The sequence below is a fragment of the Streptomyces sp. NPDC042346 genome, from assembly GCF_055581845.1.
Map to the genome: position 1 here is coordinate 24,800 of NZ_JBVJEH010000006.1, position 17,202 is coordinate 42,001.

General features: G+C 76.3%; 11 protein-coding genes. 3 read left to right on the forward strand and 8 right to left on the reverse strand.

Features of this window, described 5'->3' with window-relative positions:
- Positions 1 to 124: 124 nt before the first annotated feature.
- From ACZ6K0_RS23960 to ACZ6K0_RS23980, 5 genes are all read right to left on the reverse strand, one after another.
- Positions 125 to 4,822, reverse strand: coding sequence for a coiled-coil domain-containing protein (locus ACZ6K0_RS23960; protein ID WP_469235509.1), 4,698 nt, complete (start codon positions 4,820 to 4,822; stop codon positions 125 to 127).
- 100 nt (positions 4,823 to 4,922) lie between these two features.
- Positions 4,923 to 5,840, reverse strand: coding sequence for a hypothetical protein (locus ACZ6K0_RS23965; protein ID WP_376410497.1), 918 nt, complete (start codon positions 5,838 to 5,840; stop codon positions 4,923 to 4,925).
- On the reverse strand, positions 5,837 to 6,478 hold the full coding sequence (locus tag ACZ6K0_RS23970) for a hypothetical protein (protein WP_469235512.1): 642 nt from the start codon (positions 6,476 to 6,478) through the stop codon (positions 5,837 to 5,839). Before ACZ6K0_RS23970 ends, ACZ6K0_RS23965 begins: the two co-directional genes overlap by 4 nt.
- Positions 6,475 to 8,001 carry a hypothetical protein gene (locus ACZ6K0_RS23975; protein WP_376410492.1) on the reverse strand — a complete coding sequence of 509 codons (1,527 nt, stop codon included), beginning with the start codon at positions 7,999 to 8,001 and terminating at the stop codon, positions 6,475 to 6,477. The genes ACZ6K0_RS23970 and ACZ6K0_RS23975 overlap by 4 nt, the downstream gene beginning before the upstream one ends.
- Before the next feature lie 84 nt (positions 8,002 to 8,085).
- The gene (locus ACZ6K0_RS23980; protein WP_469235513.1) at positions 8,086 to 8,817 is read right to left on the reverse strand and encodes a GntR family transcriptional regulator; all 732 of its coding nucleotides are present in this window, start codon (positions 8,815 to 8,817) and stop codon (positions 8,086 to 8,088) included.
- A gap of 139 nt (positions 8,818 to 8,956) precedes the next feature.
- On the opposite strand from ACZ6K0_RS23980, the gene ACZ6K0_RS23985 reads away from it, so the two are divergent.
- From ACZ6K0_RS23985 to ACZ6K0_RS23995, 3 genes are read left to right on the forward strand one after another with little or no spacing between them, the layout of a single operon-like run.
- Positions 8,957 to 9,721 (forward strand): LamB/YcsF family protein, encoded by a 765-nt coding sequence (locus ACZ6K0_RS23985; protein ID WP_376410487.1) that lies wholly within the window; start codon positions 8,957 to 8,959, stop codon positions 9,719 to 9,721.
- Positions 9,718 to 10,356: a 5-oxoprolinase subunit B family protein gene (locus tag ACZ6K0_RS23990; protein ID WP_469235515.1), complete on the forward strand. Its 639-nt coding sequence runs from the start codon at positions 9,718 to 9,720 to the stop codon at positions 10,354 to 10,356. Before ACZ6K0_RS23985 ends, ACZ6K0_RS23990 begins: the two co-directional genes overlap by 4 nt.
- Complete coding sequence (locus ACZ6K0_RS23995; RefSeq protein WP_469235517.1) at positions 10,353 to 11,225, forward strand: 5-oxoprolinase subunit C family protein; 873 nt, start codon at positions 10,353 to 10,355, stop codon at positions 11,223 to 11,225. The genes ACZ6K0_RS23990 and ACZ6K0_RS23995 overlap by 4 nt, the downstream gene beginning before the upstream one ends.
- Positions 11,226 to 11,288: 63 nt before the next feature.
- Here ACZ6K0_RS23995 and ACZ6K0_RS24000 read toward each other — a convergent pair whose 3' ends face one another.
- From ACZ6K0_RS24000 to ACZ6K0_RS24010, 3 genes are read right to left on the reverse strand one after another with little or no spacing between them, the layout of a single operon-like run.
- The gene (locus tag ACZ6K0_RS24000) at positions 11,289 to 14,888 is read right to left on the reverse strand and encodes a hydantoinase B/oxoprolinase family protein (RefSeq protein WP_469235519.1); all 3,600 of its coding nucleotides are present in this window, start codon (positions 14,886 to 14,888) and stop codon (positions 11,289 to 11,291) included.
- Positions 14,885 to 15,775, reverse strand: coding sequence for an SGNH/GDSL hydrolase family protein (locus ACZ6K0_RS24005; RefSeq protein WP_469235521.1), 891 nt, complete (start codon positions 15,773 to 15,775; stop codon positions 14,885 to 14,887). Before ACZ6K0_RS24005 ends, ACZ6K0_RS24000 begins: the two co-directional genes overlap by 4 nt.
- On the reverse strand, positions 15,772 to 17,157 hold the full coding sequence (locus tag ACZ6K0_RS24010; protein ID WP_469235608.1) for a glycosyltransferase: 1,386 nt from the start codon (positions 17,155 to 17,157) through the stop codon (positions 15,772 to 15,774). The genes ACZ6K0_RS24005 and ACZ6K0_RS24010 overlap by 4 nt, the downstream gene beginning before the upstream one ends.
- Between the last annotated feature and the right edge of the window lie 45 nt (positions 17,158 to 17,202).

Consider the following 17,202-nt stretch of genomic DNA (forward strand, 5'->3'; position numbering starts at 1 on the left):
GGCGCATCTGAAGGCTCGTCCGACGGCGAGACCGAGCGGCCCGGTCCCCTTGTGGGGGCCGGGCCGCTCTGTGTCACGGATCGGGGGGGGACGCCGCCGACGGTCAGGCGGACGCCTCCGACGGTCAGGCAGAGGCCACCGGCGGTGCGGTGGGGTCGTCGGACGCGTGCCGGCGGAACATCCGCGTCGCCGTGATCTCGCCGTGGATCGACTCGCCCTCCCCGGCCGCCTGCGGCAGGCCAGGACGCAGGTGCTCCTCCACGCTGATGTACTTGAGGCCGGCCCGCAGGTCGGCGTCGTTGCGCAGGCGGATCACCAGCGGGAACTCGGCCAGCGCCGTCGTGTCGAACAGGCCGGTCGTGTAGAGCAGCTGGACGCCCAGCGCGTCCGACACGGCCCGCTGGAGCTCCAGCAGGTACGTGGCGTTGGCGCGGCCGATGGGGTTGTCCAGGAACAGGGTGCCCGCGTGGCGGTGCTTGTCGCGGCCCCGGTCGTTGGAGCGGAGCGCCGCCATCGTGCAGTACAGGGCGATGGCCGCGGTGAGCAGCTGGCCGCCGGAGAAGACGTCGCCCATCTGCCCGACGGGCACCCGCTCGGCGCGCAGCACCGCGTCCGGCTTGAGGATCTCGACCGAGACGCCCTTGGGTTCGAGAGCCGCCTGGACTCCCCGCAGCAGCAGGGACATGCCGTCGCGGCGCAGGTCGGAGTTCTTCTTCACGGCCGCGCGGGTCGCCTCGTCGACGACCTCGCCGAGCCGCTCCGCGAGGGTGGCCTGATCGGGCTCCTCGAAGCGGATCCGCAGGAACTCCTGCCCCGACCACTCGCCGAGCCCCTCAGGGAGCCGGGAGAGCCGCTGGGCGGAGCGGAGCGTCGCGAGCGACGACTCCACGAGACCGCGGAGCCGGTCCACGATCGAGTCGCGGTTGCGCTCCAGCTGCGCCAGCTCGTCCGTGAGGACCCGGAGCCGGGGCGCGAAGGCCTCGGCCCACTTGGCGGCGTGCTCGGGCAGCGCGGACGCGGGCAGTTCGCGGATCTGCTGGCGCGCCGGGGTGCGGACCTGCTCGTAGCGGGTGGAGTTGGCGTGCCGGACGAGGATGTCGCTCGCCTCGCGGACGGCGGCGTCGGCGCCGGACAGTTCGGCGGTGCAGCCGCGCAGCGCGCGGCGCGCCTCGCCCGCCGCCGTGCGGGCCTCCTCCAGGCTGCCCGTGTACGTCTCGGACGGGTCGCGCTCCTCGTCGGTGTGGTCGCGGAGGAGGTCGCGCAGGAGGGCCGCGGTCTCGTCGAAGCCGCCCGCCGCGTCCTCGGCGGCCCGGTGGTCGCGGAGCAGCCCGGAGTGGGCGGCGCGCGCCGACTCCAGGGCGTCGGTACGGGAGGCGAGTTCGCCGGTCGCGGTACGCAGCAGGACCTGCGCCTGCTCGGCGTCGGCGGGCACCCGGTCCTCGGGCAGCTCGGTGTGCGCCTCGCCGTCCTCGGGGGCCAGGCGCTCGGACTCGCCCCGGAGCCGGCCGAGCTTCTCGCTCGCCTCCGTGGCGCGCGATTCCAGCATCTGTACGAGGGACTCGGCGCGGGCGGCGGCCGCCTGCCGGGACGGGCCGTCGGCGCCGTCGGTGGACTCCAGGAGCTGTTCGGCGCGGGTGCGGACCTTGTTGGTGAGGCGGCCGAGCTCGGCGAGGGCGGCGGACTCGTCGCTCTCGGCGCGGGCCTGCTCGGCGCGCAGGTCGGCGCCGACGCCGACCTTCTCGTACAGCTGGGAGGCGGCCCGGTAGGCCTCGCGGAGGGTGGGGAGCGCGGTGCGGGGCGCGGCCGGGTCCTCCTCGGGGAGGGTGTCGGGGGCGCCGGCGATCTCGGCGCGCTCGGCGCGCAGGGCGCGGGCGGTGCGGTGGGCGTCGTCGGCGGCGCGCTGGATCGCGCGGCGGTCCTCGTCGGCGGCGCGGGCGCGCTCCAGACAGGTCTGGGCGCGGGCCTCGGACTCGGCGGCGTCGTCGGCGAGTTCACGGAGCTTGGCCTGCCAGGCGGAGCGCTCGCGCAGCCGGAAGGCGAGGCCCGCGAGGGCGTCGGCGACGCGGCGGGCGCGCTGGGCGGCCTCCTGGCGCTCGTCCCTGAGCTGGGCCGCGTCGGCGGCGGCCTCGTCGGCCTCGCCGCGCGCCGTACGGGCCTCGTCGAGGGTCGCGGAGGCGGCCTCCGCGGTCTCGCGGGCGGTCGAGGCGACGGCCGCGAGCTCGGCGAGCATGCCGGGCGGGCAGTCGGCGCGCCAGGCCCCGATCCGGGACGCGAGGGCGCGGTCGCCGGCGAGGCGGGCGGCGAGGGTACGGATCTCCTCGTCGCGGGCGGTCGCGCGGGCCCGCAGGGCGTGCCGCTCCTCGTCGGCGGCCTGCTCGTCGTGCATGGCGGGGTTCGGCGGGACCAGAAAGACACCGCTGTCCTCGCCCGTGTCCTGCGCCGGTACGGGGGCGAGCAGGGCGGCGGCCGTGCCGACGGCCACGGTGGAGCGGGGCAGCAGGGCCGCCGTGCCGAGGACCTCGCGGGCGCGCCCGTACGAGACGGGGTCGGTGATCACGACGCCGTCGACGAGCTCGGGGCGGGCGGCGAGGACGCGGGCGTGGTCGGCGGGGTCCACGGCCTGGGCGAGGTAGCGCCAGCCGGGGAGCGCGGGGATGCCCTGCTCGCCGAGGTACTCGACGGTGGCGAGGACGTCGGGGCCGGGCGGCAGCAGTCCGCCGTCGCCGAGGGCGCCGAGGATGCGGGAGTCGTCGGCCGCGGCGGTGCGCAGCTCGAAGAGCTGCCGTTCGGCCGAGGTGACGGCCTGGTCGAGCATGCCGCGCAGTTCGTCGGCGTACCGGTCGAACTCGGTGACGGTGAGCGGCCCCTGGGGGGCGGGTGCGGTCTCGGCGGCCGCGCCCTCGGTGTCGTCGTGGAGAGCGGGCTCCTCGGCCTGGCCGGTGACGCCCGCGCGCTGGCCCGGGAGGGGCGAGCCGCCGGCCGGCAGGCTCAGCAGCTCGGCGAGGCGCTCCTCGGATGCGAGGGACTCGGCGGCGCGGCGCTCCGCGTCGTAGGCGTTCCCCGCGGCCTCGGCGGCGTCCGCGGCGCGGGCGGCGGCGAGTTCGGCGCGGGACTCGCCGGCTGCGGCCTCGCGGGCGCGGTCGGCGGCGGTACGGGCCTTCTCGCGGGCCGTGTCCCAGGAGGCGACCGCGGTCTTCTCCGCGTCGCTCGCGGCGAGGGCGGCCCGGGCCGGGTCGGCGTCGGGCTCGGAGTCGTCGAGCCAGCCGGCCCGTACGGCCTCCGCGGTCTCCTGCTCGACCTCGGCGAGGCGCTGGCGCAGGTGGCCGGCCTCGCTGCGGGCCCGCTGGGCCTCGGTGGCGGCGGCCGTGGCGTCCCGGTGGGCGGTCTCGCTCGCGTCCTGGAGCGCCGTGGAGCGCTCCTCCTCCTCGGCCGCGTGGCGCTCGCCCTCCTCGGCGGCGGCGGCGAGGGCCCGTACGAGATCGGCGGCGGCCTTCGCGCGGGCCGCGAGGGCCGGGGCGGCGTCCCGCTCGGCCTCGCGGATGGCGGCGGCCACGCGCGAGGAGCGGTCGCCCGCGGCACGGTGCCGGAGGACGACCTCGGCCGCCTGCCAGGCGGAGTGCATCGTCCGGGCGTCGGTGAGCTCGCGGCGCTGGGAGGCGGCGCCCTTCTCGGCGGCGGTCAGCGCCAGGGAGGCGTGCCGGTAGGCGAGTTCGGCTGAGATGAGGGCGCTGCGGCCGCGGGCGGTCTCGGCCTCGGCGACGGCGTGGGCGGCCGTGGTGACCTGCTGGGCCAGTTCGGCGGCCCGGCCGCGCTCCTCGTCGGCGCGGGCGGAGAGCCGGCGGGCGAGGGTGCGGGTGCGCCGCTCGGATGCGGTGTGGACGTCACGCGCGTGGGCCCGGGTCCCGGCGGCCTCGACGATGCGGCCGAGGAGGTCGACGGAGCCGGCCGTGAACTCGCGCTCGGCGGTCAGCTCGGCACGGCGGCCGAGCTTGTTGCCGAAGCCGCTCACGAGGTCCGCGAGGCCGTCGGTGTCCCGGGTGTCGGTGACGGCGCGGAGGAGGAGGTCGGTGAAGTCGGAGTCCTTCTTGACCGCGAAGAGGCCGGCGGCCTCGCCCTCGTCGGCGTTCATCTCGCGCTGGTAGCGGAAGAGTTCGGGGTCGAGGCCGAGCTCGCCGAGGTGCTCGTTCCAGCGGTCGTGGATCTCCTCCCAGACCACCTCGAGGTGCGGGTAGGCCTTGCCGGCCTCGGTGAGGGCGTCGCGGAAGCCCTTCATCGTGCGGCGGCGGCCGGTGGCTCCGGAGGCACCCTCGACGGGCCGCCGGACGGAGGTCGCCTCGGCGACGGGGAGGTTGTCCAGGCTGAGCCCGGGGCCGGGGCGGAAGGAGTACCAGGCCTCGGCGAACTTCCTCGGGTCGTTGGAGACCTGGCGGCCGCGCCACTCGCTGGCCTTGCCGACGACGACGAGTTCACCCGTGAGGGTGTGCTGCCACTCCAGGGCGACGTGTCCGCAGTCGTCGGCCAGGAGGAACTTGCGCAGCACGCCGGAGCTGGCGCCGCCGAGGGTGTTGCGGTGGCCGGGCAGCATGACCGAGAAGATCAGCTTGAGGAGGACGGACTTGCCGCCGCCGTTCTCCAGGAAGAGCACGCCCGCGGGCGCGGGGCGGCGCGGCGGGCCGACCGGCTCCTCCTCGAAGAACTCCGCCTGTGTGGGAGCGGGGTGGGGCACGGGCGCGCCGACTCCGCGCAGGTCCAGGACGGTGTCGGCGTAGCGCGCACCGGCGGGGCCGATGGAGTAGAGGCGGACCCGGGACAGCTCGTACATGGCGGGGGACTCTCGTGCTCGTCGTGCTCAGGAAGGTCGGATGCGCGGCGCGGGCGGTTGCGCGGGGCGGATGCGCGGCGCGGGCGGTTACGCGGGGCGGTTACGCGTGGAACGGGAGGCCCGCGTCGGCGGCGAGCTCCAGGTCGTCGCCCTCGGGCGGCGGCACGAGGGTCGCCGAGCCGTCGCTGACCGGCACGACACCCAGTTCGAGGAGCTCGGCCATGGCGGCGGAACCGGCCATGTCGCGGACCTGGAGCTGGTAGCGGGCGGTGGTGCGGTAGGAGCCGCCGCCCTCGTCGCCGGTGCGCTGGAGGAAGCCGGAGTCGGTGAGGAAGGCGGCGGCCTTGCCGACGATGCCGGTGGTGGATCCGGCGAGGCGGCGGGCGTCCTTCGTGGCACCGGTGGCGCTGCGGCGGGCGTAGATCCGCCAGCCGGCCTCCAGGCCGGGGGCGTCGGAGGCCGGGTCGGTGTTCTCGCCCTGCTCCTCGGCCCGCTGCTCCAGGCGCAGACAGGCCTGGCGGACGAAGGCGTCGACGCCGTTGACGGTGAGGCGGCCGATGTAGCCGTCGTCGGCGAGGTCCTCGGGACGGGGGAAGGCCATGGCGGCGACGGCGAGGTGGGCCAGACCGTGGAGGAACCGGTCGGCGGAGTCCGTCGAGGCGCGGCGGGCGTAGTCGCCCATGCGGACGGCGAAGACGGAGTCCTCGCCGGCGGTGACGGCCATCCCGGCGCGCGGGGAGACCTCCAGGACGACGAGTCCGAGGCCGGTGGCGACGGCGTCGGCGAGGCGCGCGAAGGCGGGGTCCTCGCGGTAGCGGCGGAGCAGCTCGGTGTACTCGGCGTCCCGGGCCGGCAGCAGCTTGGGCTGGAGCCCGAAGGAGACGAGCCGGGCCGCGTCGGCCGCGTCGGCGGGGGTGACGGCGGACTGCGAGGAGGGGGTGGGCGCGGGGGCCGCCTGGGGGTGCGGGGGCTCCTGCTCGCTCCACGCGTCGGCGTACTCGGCGTGGGTTTCGCTCACGGCTGGGGCTCCTCGGTGCGGCTCTCGGGCGGTACGTCGTCGGTGACGGGTCGGGGCAGGGGCAGCGGAACGGGGGTGACGGCCGCCGGAGCGGGCGCGGGGCGGCGGGCCGGCGCGACCGGCTCCGTGGTGAGCCGCACGGCGCGGACGGTCGGGACGCTCCTGCGCCGGGACGCGGCGTCGGTGCGGGACGGCTCCGGCGCCGGTACGGCCCCGAGCCGGGGCTTCGTACCGGGCTCGTTCCGGGACTCGGCGCCGGTCTCGCCGCGCGCGCCGCCGGGCCGGTCCACGACGACGGCCCGCACCCGCGGGCCGGGTTCGGCACGGTTCCCGCCCGCTCCCGGGCGGCCCGGCTCGGGCTCCGGCTGCGGGTCGGCCTCGGGCTCCTGCCCAGGCTCCTGCCCGGCCTCTGCCGTCTCCTGCTCGGTCGCCGCCGTCTCCGGCCTGGGGCCGGGTACGACGGTGGCCTCGGTCGAGGTCAGGGCCTGCGTCGAGGCCGCGGTCGGGGTCTGCTCGACAGCCGTGGACGTCCCGTCAGCCGGAGGCATCCCGTCAGCCGGGGCTGTCGTGGGCGCAGGCGTGAGCGGCTCGGCCGGGTCCGGTGCGGTGGTGTCGGGGACGATCGGGGTGACGGTCACGTGGCCTCCGAGCGGTCGGCGGCCATGCCCACCGCGTCGAGGAGGGCCGTACCGACGATGAGGTCGGCGCCGCCGAACTCGGGGTCGTCGAGCGGCGTGCCGTCGTCGACGGCGAAGAGGAGGCGCTCCTCGCCCTGGCGGTAGGCCGTGCCGACCGGCGGGCTGGCCGCGTGCACGGCGAGCAGGGCGACGAGGTACGGCAGGTCGTCGTCGAGGCGGCGGGCCTCCGCCAGCAGGCCGGAGAGGCGGCGCGGGGCGTCGTGCTCCAGGTCGAGGAGCCGCATGGCGCTCGCGAGCTGCTCCTCGCTGAAGCGGGAGTCGTCGGGGGTGGCGATGAGGTCGGGCTCGGGCATCTCCGCGCCGAGGTGCTCGCGCTCGACGGGCGGCGTGAGGAGCAGGTCGACGAGGTCGCCGAGGCGGACGGAGGCGGGGGTGCGCAGTCCGGTGCCGTGGGCGAAGAAGGCGTCGGTGACCCGGCCGGCCTGCTCGACGGGGAGCGGCAGGATCGGGGCGACGAGCTGCCCGTACAGGTCGAGGCCCGTGTACGCGGTGGGGGCCGCGAAGGCCTGCCGGTCCTGCTCGGCGCGGAAGAGCGGTCCGGCCTCCAGGAGGCGGGACTGGAGCTGGGTGTGGCGCCGGATGCAGTCCTTGACGATGTCGACGAGCTCGGCGGCGCGGCGCTTGTGCTCGTGGTCCTCGGCCTCGTCGCGGGCCTTGCGGATGTTGGTGAGGATCGCGTTCTCGTGGCGGTAGCGGTCGGCCACGTGGTCGAGCGCCTCGTCGATCATGTCCGGGACCGCCTGGAGCCAGTCCACGGCGCGGACGTTGCGCCGGGTGGCCTCCAGGGTCTTGCGGAGGGACTCGGCGTACTGCACGGTCCGGTACCGCGCCTGCTCGGCGGCGAGCTGCGCGTCGGCGAGGCGGCCCCTGCTGATGAGGACCTCCAGCTTCACCTCGGCGGCGATCTGGGCGCTGGTGACGTCGGTGTCGAGGGCGCCGACGAGGACGTTGACCGCTTCGTCGGTGGTGCGGAGGTAGACGCCGCCCCCGTAGCCGGGGACCTCTTCGATGAGCTTGAAGTCGTAGTCCCTGCGGACGTAGATCCCGTCGGTGCCGAAGGTGCCGTAGACGGCGCGGAAGCCCCGGTCGACGCTGCCGACGTTGATCAGGTTCTCCAGGACCCAGCGGGCCACGCGCTCGTGCTCGGCGGCGGGGCGGGAGGGTGCCTGGGCGGCGACGCGGGGCAGCAGCCTGGCCACTATCTGCTCGTGGTCGGCGCCGGTGTCGAAGTCCATGTTGAGGGTGACGAGGTCGATCGCGGAGAGGGCCACCTCGGCCATCGCGTAGACCGTGTACTCGCCGGCGAGGTTCGCCTTGCGCGCGTCGAGGTCGTGCAGCGGGGCGGTGCACGCGAGCGCGCGGAGGCGCCGCGCGAGCCCTTCGTCGGCGGCCGGGCCCTGCGCGGGCCGCGGCGCCGCGCTGAGCTGGGGCGGAGCGAGGTCCGTCGAGGCAGGCGAAGTCACGGTGGACAGATTAGGTCCTCGAACTGACAACGGTCGAAACGGGCGCAGATGCGACCGGGCCGGGGAAGGCCGTCGGGCCGGCCGTCAGGGGCCTGCCGGGCCGCCCACCGCGTGGGCGTAGGCGGCGAGGAGACGGGCGCGGGAGTCGTCGAGGTAGCGGGCGAGGAGGCGCTCCGCCTGGGCCCGCTCACCGGCGCGCAGGGCGTCCAGAATCTCCCGGTTCCGCTGGAGATAGGGCTCGTGCAGCGCGCGGGGGTCGTCCACGACGTGGAAGGCGAGCCGGAGTTCGGCGAGGACGCCGCGCATCAGTTCGTCGGTGCGGGCGCTGCCCGCGAGGGCGACGAGTTCGCGGTGGAAGTGGATGTTGGCCGTGGAGACGCCCCGCCAGTCGTCCCTACGGGCCGCGTTCTCGCCCTCCGCGACGGCGGCGACGAGGCCGTCGACGGCGTACGGCGGCTGTCCGAGGCCTCGGACGACGGCGCATTCGACGAGCCGCCGGGTGCGGTGGATGTCGTCCACGTCACCCACGGCGAGGACGCGGACGAAGACCCCGCGGTTGAGCTCGTGGACGAGGAGGCGTTCGTGGGTGAGGAGCCGGAAGGCCTCGCGGAGTGTGTTGCGGGACACGCCGAGGGCGCCGCCGATGCTCTCCTCGGAGAGCCGGACGCCGGGCGGGAAGCAGCCCTCCGCGATCCGGGTCCGCAGGATGTCCGCGACCCGTTCCGCCGTGCTCGTCCGCCCGAGCAGCGCGCGGTCGTCCGCCAGGTCTCCGGCCGCACTCGCGCCGCCCGTGCCGCTCACGCCCGTCACGTCCACAGGGCCTCTTCTTCCCTTCCGTCGTCCGCGGCCGAGTCAACCGCAGAAACAGGGCGGCGACAACACGTCTCTTGTTGGATTGTTGAACAATCCCCTACCGTGGCGAGACCGCACGACCAGGTGGGAAGGGAAGCGCCACATGACCCGGGCCTCGATCGACCTCAACGCCGACCTCGGCGAGGGATTCGGCCGCTGGACGCTGACCGACGACGAGCGGCTGCTCTCCGTCGTCACCAGCGCCAACGTGGCCTGCGGCTTCCACGCGGGGGACGCGGCCACCATGCGGCGCGTCTGCGAGCTCGCGGCGGAACGGGGAGTACGGATCGGGGCCCAGGTGTCCTACCGGGACCTGGCCGGCTTCGGGCGGCGCTCGATGGACGTCCCGGCGGCGGAGCTGGCCGCCGAAGTGGCCTACCAGATCGGCGCCCTGGAGGTCTTCGCCCGGGCGGCGGGCTCGCGCGTCGCGTACGTGAAGCCGCACGGCGCGCTCTACAACCGGGTGGTCCGCGACGAGGAGCAGGCGGCGGCGGTCGTGGAGGGCGTCCTGCTCGCCGACCGGTCCCTGCCCGTCCTGGGGCTGCCGGGCTCCCGGCTGCACGAGGCCGCGGCGGCGGCCGGACTCCCCGTCGTCCCCGAGGCCTTCGGCGACCGGGCCTACCGGGCGGACGGCTCCCTGCTGCCCCGGGGGCAGGAGGGGGCCGTCGTCACGGATCCCGACACGGTCGTGGAGCGCTCGGTGGCCATGGCCGCGGCCGGGGTCGTGACGGCGCACTGCGGGACCTCCGTCGCCGTACGGGCCCGGTCGCTGTGCCTGCACGGGGACACCCCCGGCGCGGTGGGCCTCGCCCGCCGGGTCCGCGAGGGCCTGGAGGCCTCCGGGGTCCTGGTGGAGGCCTTCGCGTGAGCGTCCGGACGCTGCGCGTGGGCGAACGGGCGCTTCTGGTGGAACTGGCCGATGGCGCCGAGACGGAGGCCTTCCACGCCGAGCTGCTGCGACGGCGGGCGGCGGGCGTGCTCCCCGCCGTACGGGAGATCGTCCCGGCCGCGCGGACGGTGCTGCTCGACGGGGTCGCGGACCCGGCCGGGCTCGTGGCCGAGCTGGACGGCTGGGAGGCGGGACCCCTCCCCGCGCGCGCGGGCGAGGCGGTGGAGGTGCCGGTCCGTTACGACGGGCCCGATCTGGCGGAGGTCGCCGCGCTGTGGGGGGTGTCCGTCGAGGAGGCGGTACGCGTCCACACGGCGACCGAGTTCCGGGTCGCCTTCTGCGGGTTCGCGCCGGGCTTCGGCTATCTGACCGGGCTCGGCGCGCGGTACGAGGTGCCGCGCCGGGCCACGCCGCGTACCGCCGTCCCGGCCGGGTCGGTCGCGCTCGCCGGGCCCTACACGGGCGTGTACCCGCGCTCCTCCCCCGGCGGCTGGCAGCTGATCGGCACGACGGACGCGGTGCTCTGGGACGCCGGACGGGACCCCGCCGCGCTCCTCGCGCCCGGCACCCGGGTCCGGTTCACGGTGTCCACGGCCGAGGGCGGGCGGCGATGACCGACCGGGCCGTCGCCGTGGTCCGGGCGGGGGCGCTCACCACCGTGCAGGACCTGGGGCGCACCGGGTACGCGCATCTCGGCGTGCCCCGCTCGGGCGCCCTCGACCCGGACGCCGTGCGGCTCCTCAACCGGCTCGTCGGCAACACCGGCGTCCCGGCGGGCGCCGCGGTCCTGGAGACCACCGTCGACGGGTGCGCGCTGCGGCCCCGGTGCGCGGTGACCGTCGCGGTGGGCGGGGCGCCCTGCCCGGTCCGGGTGGACGGGCGCCCGGCCGCCTGGGGGACGGCGGTCCGGGTGCCGGCCGGGTCCCTCCTGGACATCGGCGCTGCCGTACGCGGGCTGCGCTCGTACGTGGCGTTCGGCGGCGGACTCGCCGTCGAACCGGTGCTGGGCAGCCGCTCCACCGACCTGCTGTCCGGGCTCGGCCCGGCGCCGCTGGCGGAGGACGCGGTGCTGCCGCTGGGAGCGGAGACGACCGTACGCGGGCCGGTCGACGCTCCGCCGTGGCCGGGTCCGCCGGCCGAACTCGTCCTGAGGGTCCGGCTGGGTCCCCGCGACGACTGGTTCACCGCCGCCGCGCTGCGGACCCTGGCCACGCGCGCGTACCGGGTGTCGCCGGCGAGCAACCGGATCGGGCTGCGGCTCGAAGGACCGGCGCTCGACCGGGCGCGGCCGGGAGAGCTGGCGAGCGAGGGCATGGTCCTGGGCGCGGTCCAGGTGCCGCCGGACGGACGCCCGGTGGTGTTCCTCGCGGACCATCCGACGACCGGGGGGTACCCGGTGGTCGGGGTCGTCCGGGAGGCCGACCTGGGCGCGGCGGCGCAGGCGGTGCCGGGGACGCCGGTGCGGTTCGTTCCGGTGCGCTGAACGGGGACGTTCGCAGAGCTGCGCTGAACGGCGGATTCACCGGCCTGCGCTGCGCGGGGGCCTTCATCCGCCGGGCGACGGCGGGCCGTAGCCACCCCCTCCGGGGGTGCGGACGACCAGGACGTCGTCGGGGCCGAGCTCGGCCGTCGCGGCGCCCCCGAGGTGCTCGACGGTGCCGTCGGCGCGTTCCACGAGGTTCTCGCCGAGGGCGCCCGGCTCGCCGCCGGCCATCCCGTACGGGGGGACCCTGCGGTGTCCGGTGAGGAGGGTCACCGTCATCGGCTCCAGGAAGCGGATGCGGCGCTCGACCCCCTGGCCGCCGTGCCACCTGCCGCGCCCGCCGCCGCCGTCCCGTACCGCGAAGGCGTCGACGCGGACGGGGTGGCGCCACTCCAGGACCTCGGGGTCGGTGAGCCGGGAGTTGGTCATGTGGGTCTGGACGGCGTCGGTGCCGTCGAAGCCGTCCCCCGCGCCCGAGCCGCTGGCGACCGTCTCGTAGTACTGCACGCGCGCGTTGCCGAAGGTGACGTTGTTCATGGTGCCGGAGCCCTCCGCCTGGACGCCGAGGGCCGCGTAGAGCGCGCCCGTGACGGCCTGGGAGGTCTCGACGTTCCCGGCGACGGTGGCGGCCGGGTAGACGGGCGCGAGCATGGAGCCGGGCGGGACGCGGATCTCCAGGGGCTCCAGGCAGCCGCTGTTGAGCGGGATGTCCTCGTCGACGAGGGTGCGGAAGACGTACAGGACGGCGGCCATGACGACCGACGTGGGCGCGTTGGCGTTGCCGGGCAGCTGGGGCGAGGTGCCGGTGAAGTCGACGACGGCAGAGCGGCGTTCGCGGTCGACGCGGACCTCGACAGCGATGGTCGCGCCGCCGTCGGTCTCGTAGCGGTACGCGCCGTCGTGGAGGCGGGCGACGAGGCGGCGGACGGACTCCTCGGCGTTGGCGCGGACGTGCCGCATGTACGCCTGGACGACGTCCGGGCCGAACTCGTCGACGGTCCTGCGCAGTTCCTCGATGCCCTTCTCGTTGGCGGCGATCTGGGCGCGCAGGTCGGCGAGGTTGGTGTCGGGGTCGCGGGACGGGTGGCGGGCGCCGGTGAGCAGGGCCCGGGTCTCGGCCTCGCGGAGCCGGCCGTCCCGGACGAGCAGCCAGTTGTCGAAGAGGACGCCCTCCTCCTCGACGGTACGGCTGAAGGCGGGCATGGAGCCGGGAGTGATGCCGCCGATCTCGGCGTGGTGGCCGCGCGAGGCGACCAGGAAGCGGAGCCGCCGGCCGGTGTCGTCGAAGACGGGGGTCACGACGGTCACGTCGGGCAGGTGGGTGCCGCCGTGGTACGGGTCGTTGACGGCGTACGCGTCGCCGGGCCGCAGGTCGTCCGCGCGCCGCCGCAGGACCTCCTTGATGGACTCGCCCATGGAGCCGAGGTGGACGGGGATGTGGGGCGCGTTGGCGATGAGGTTGCCCTCGGCGTCGAAGAGCGCGCAGGAGAAGTCGAGGCGTTCCTTGATGTTGACGGAGTGGGCGGTGTTCTCCAGGCGCACGCCCATCTGTTCGGCGATGGCCATGAAGAGGTTGTTGAAGACCTCCAGGAGGACCGGGTCCACGTCCGTCCCGGCCGCCACGCGCGTGGGGCGGGGCGTGACGCGGTGCAGGAGGAGATGTCCGCCGTCGGTCGCGGTGGCGCGCCAGCCGGTGTCGACGACGGTCGTGGCGTCGGCCTCGGCGAGCAGCGCGGGGCCGTCGACGGTGTCGCCGGGACGCAGGTCCTCGCGCCGGTGGAGCGGCGTGTCGTGGGGTGTGCCGCCGCTGTGCATCCGGACGGTGGCCCGGGGGGCGAGGGGGCCCGTCCGCTCTCCGGTGTCGACGAGGACGGGGCCGTGCGGACCGGCGCGGCCGACGGCCTCCACGGAGACCGCCTCGACGACGAGCGGCTTGTCCATGGTGAACGCGTACCGCGTCCGGTGAGCGGCTGTGAACACGGTTTTCATCGATGCGGCGGGGGCGAGGTCGACGGGGAGACTCGCGTCCGTCCCCGCGTAGCGCAGGAGCACGCGCGCGTGCGTGGTGATCGCCTCGTCCGGCAGGCCGTCGGCGCGCAGCTCCTCGCGGGTCCGCTCGGCGAGTTCGGCGCAGAGGGCCGTCACGCGCGCGTGGGTGCCGGGGGCGTCGAGCTCGTCCTCGACGGACCGCTCCCGCATCGCGGTGGCGTCGGCGAGCCCGATGCCGTACGCGGAGAGCACGCCGGCCAGCGGGGGGACGAGGACGGTGTCGACGCCCAGGGCGTCGGCGACGGCGCAGGCGTGCTGGCCGCCGGCGCCGCCGAAGCTGGTGAGGGCGTACCGGGTGACGTCGTGGCCGCGCTGGACGGAGATCTTCTTGACGGCGTTGGCCATGTTGAGGACGGCGATCTCCAGGAAGCCCGCCGCGACCTCCTCCGGGGTGCGGCCGCCCCCGATCTCCCCGGCGAGTGCCGTGAACCGCTCCCGTACGACCTCGGCGTCCAGGGGCAGGTCGCCGGTCTCGCCGAACACGGCGGGGAAGTGGGCGGGCTGGACGCGGCCGAGCATGACGTTGGCGTCGGTGACGGTGAGCGGGCCGCCGCGCCGGTAGCAGGCGGGGCCGGGGACGGCGCCCGCCGAGTCGGGGCCCACGCGGTAGCGGCGGCCGTCGTAGTGGAGGACGGAGCCGCCGCCCGCCGCGACGGTGTGGATGCTCATCATCGGCGCCCGCATCCGCACCCCGGCGACCTGTGTACCGAGTTCACGCTCGAAGGCGCCCGCGTAGTGCGACACGTCCGTGGACGTGCCGCCCATGTCGAAGCCGATGACCCGCTCGTGTCCCGCCTGCGCCGAGGTGCGGGCCATGCCGACGACGCCGCCGGCCGGTCCGGACAGGACGGCGTCCTTGCCCCGGAAGTGGGCGGCCTCGCGCAGCCCGCCGTTGGACTGCATGAACATGAGGCGGATTCCGGCCAGTTCCCGGGCGACCTCGTCGACGTACCGGCGCAGGATCGGGGAGAGGTAGGCGTCGACGACGGTGGTGTCGCCGCGCGGGATCAGCTTGATGAGCGGGCTGACCTCGTGCGAACAGCTGACCTGGGTGAAGCCGGCGGCCCTGGCGGCCTCGGCGATCCGGGTCTCGTGGGCGGGGTGGCGGTAGCCGTGGAGCAGGACGACGGCGACGGAGCGGAAGCCGTCCCGGTGGGCGGCGGCGAGGGCCTCGGCGACGGCGGTCGTGTCCAGGGGGCGCACGACGCGGCCGTGGGCGTCGACGCGCTCCGGGACCTCGGCCACGCGCGCGTACACCGCCTCGGGCAGCACGATGTGGCGGTCGAAGAGCCGGGGCCGGTTCTGGTAGGCGATGCGCAGGGCGTCGCGGAAGCCCTCGGTGACGAGGAGGAGGGTCGGCTCGCCGCGCCGCTCCAGGAGGGCGTTGGTGGCGACGGTGGTGCCCATCTTGACGACGGCGATCCGGTCGGCGGGGACGGGTTCGCCGGGGCGGAGGCCGAGCAGCGCGCGGATCCCGGCGACGGCGGCGTCCTGGTGGCGTGCGGGGTCGTGCGAGAGCAGCTTGCGGGTGACGAGCCGTCCGTCGGGCCGCCGGCCGACGACGTCGGTGAAGGTGCCGCCCCGGTCGATCCAGAACTCCCAGCGCCCGTTCATCTCCCCATTGTGGCCGTGAGCGCGGCGGCGAGGGCGGCGTCCGCGCGCGCGTCGAGGGGCGCGGTGCCGGTGCTGTCCGCCCAGTGGCGGAGTTCGGCGCCGGCGAGCAGGAGCAGCTGCGGGAGCAGGTCGCGGCTGCGGCGCAGCGCCCAGCCGGTCCCGGCGGTGGCGAGCCAGAACAGGGCCTCCGCCCGGGTCGGCGGCGGTTGTACGGGCTCCCGCGCGGGCGGTGTGCCGTCGGCGAGCCCCCGGGCGGCGAGGAGCCGGTGGAAGCCCGCGGCGACGGCGCGGTGGCCCCGTTCGCCCGGATGGAGCCGGTCGGCGCTCCACAGGTCACGGTCCTCGGTCCAGCGGTCGTCGGCGAGGTGCAGGTGCACCGCGTCGTACCGGTCGGACAGGGCGTGCACGACGGCGTTCACGGAGCGCTGGCGGCGGGCGAGCGGGCGGGCCAGGGGCCCCGGCAGACCGAGCATGCGCCCGGGGTCGGGCAGGCAGGCGGTCATGAGGACGGCGCCGGCGGCGTCGAGGTCCGTGAGGACGCGGTCCAGTCGGTGGGCGAGCAGCTCGATGTCGAAGGTGTGGCGCAGGGTGTCGTTGACGCCGACGACGACGGAGGCGAGGTGCGGCCGGAAGGCGAGGGCCCGGGGCCGCTGGTCCTCGTCGACGTCGCGGCTGAGGGCGCCGCCGACGGCGAGGTTCAGGAACGCCGTCTCCCGTCCCCCGGCCGCGAGCCCGTCGGCGAGCAGGGGCGCCCACCCGCGCCAGGCGCCGTCCACCCGGTCGCCGACGCCCTCGCTGAACGAGTCGCCGAGTACGGCGAACCGGAGCGGACCGGTCGCCTCGGCCCCCTTCGGAGGGGCCGCCGCCTCCCTTGGCTCCCCCCTCATCGACGGGCCTCCTCGGTACGGGACGGGTCGGTCCCGGGCGGAAGCGAGGGCCAGGGGGCGGCGGCCGGGGCGGGAGACGGGAGAGGGGTCGGAGGAAGGGACGGGAGAGGGGTCGGAGGAAGAGACGGAAGAAGGGACGCGGCGCGGGACGTGACGGGGGACGGGACGGGGGACGGGACGGGGGACGGGACGGGCGATGGCACGTGGGGCGGGAGTGCGTCGTGGGCGTGGAGGAAGGCGGCCACCGACCGTTCCCAGGTGAAACCCTCCGCACGCGCGCGTGCCGCCGCTCGGCGGGCCGCCTCGGGAACGGCCAGCACCCCCCGTACCGCCTCCGCGAAGGCCTCCGGGGCGTCGGCGGCGGCGGCCCCGGCGGCCCCGACGACCTCCGGGAGGGCGGAGGAGGCGCTGACGACGACCGGCGTCCCGCAGGCGAGGGCCTCCAGGGCGGAGAGGCCGAACGTCTCGGCGGGCCCCGGGGCCAGGCACACGTCCGCCGCGGCCTGGAGGTCCGCGAGGGCCTCCCGGTCGGCGACGTGCCCGAGGAACCGCACCGGGAGGCGTCGCTCGCGCGACCGCCGCTCCAGGGCGCCCCGCAGGGGCCCGTCGCCCGCGACGACCAGCGCCGCCCGTACGCCGGCGCCCCGGAGCTCCGCGAGGGCGTCCAGGGCCGTGCCGGGCCGCTTCTCGACGGAGAGGCGCGAGCACAGCACCAGGAGCACCCGCTCCCCGTCCGCGTACCGGGCGCGCAGCACGGTGCTGCGGCGGCCGGGCCGGCAGCGTTCCAGGTCCACGCCGAGCGGAGCCCGGACGACGTTGCGCGCCCCGATCCGCACGAACTCCCGCTCCGCCCACTCCGTGGTGCAGACGATCCGGGCGAAGGCCCAGGCCGTGCGGCGGTTGAGCCGGTCCGCGGCGCGGGCCGCGAGCGCGGGAGGAACGCCCCAGGTGCGCAGCACCCCGTCCGCCGTCTCGTGCGAGACCATCACCGACGGCACCCGGGCGCGGCGCGCCCACTCCCCCGTCCACCGCAGGGTCGTGCGGTCCGAGACCTCGATCCGGTCGGGGGCGAGTGCGTCGAGGAGGCGGCCGACCCGGCGCCGGTCGGCGAGGACCCGGTAGCCGCCGGTGCCGGGCAGGACAGGCCCCGGGAGGGTGACGACCCGGCCCTGTTCGGTGTGGTGGTCGCTCGCGACGTCGCCGGGGACGACCAGGATCGGTTCGTGCCCGGCGGCGAGGTAGCCGCGGCCCAGCTGGTCGAGCGCGGTGCGCAGACCGCCGGAGGTGGCGGTCACGAAGTTGGCGAGCCGCACGATCCGGAGCCCGCCCTGAGCGGCGGCCCCGCCGCTCGCGCCCGATCCCGGAGCGGTACGCGCGCCCATGACCTCGCCGCTCCCCGGACCCCCGGTACGCGCGCCCATGACCTC

Coding starts and splice junctions, on each gene's coding strand:
- ACZ6K0_RS23960 (WP_469235509.1), bottom strand. CDS start 4,822: ATGTACGAGCTGTCCCGGGTCCGCCTCTACTCCATCGGCCCCGCCGGT.
- ACZ6K0_RS23985 (WP_376410487.1), top strand. CDS start 8,957: ATGACCCGGGCCTCGATCGACCTCAACGCCGACCTCGGCGAGGGATTC.
- ACZ6K0_RS23995 (WP_469235517.1), top strand. CDS start 10,353: ATGACCGACCGGGCCGTCGCCGTGGTCCGGGCGGGGGCGCTCACCACC.
- ACZ6K0_RS24000 (WP_469235519.1), bottom strand. CDS start 14,888: ATGAACGGGCGCTGGGAGTTCTGGATCGACCGGGGCGGCACCTTCACC.
- ACZ6K0_RS24005 (WP_469235521.1), bottom strand. CDS start 15,775: ATGAGGGGGGAGCCAAGGGAGGCGGCGGCCCCTCCGAAGGGGGCCGAG.
- ACZ6K0_RS24010 (WP_469235608.1), bottom strand. CDS start 17,157: ATGGGCGCGCGTACCGCTCCGGGATCGGGCGCGAGCGGCGGGGCCGCC.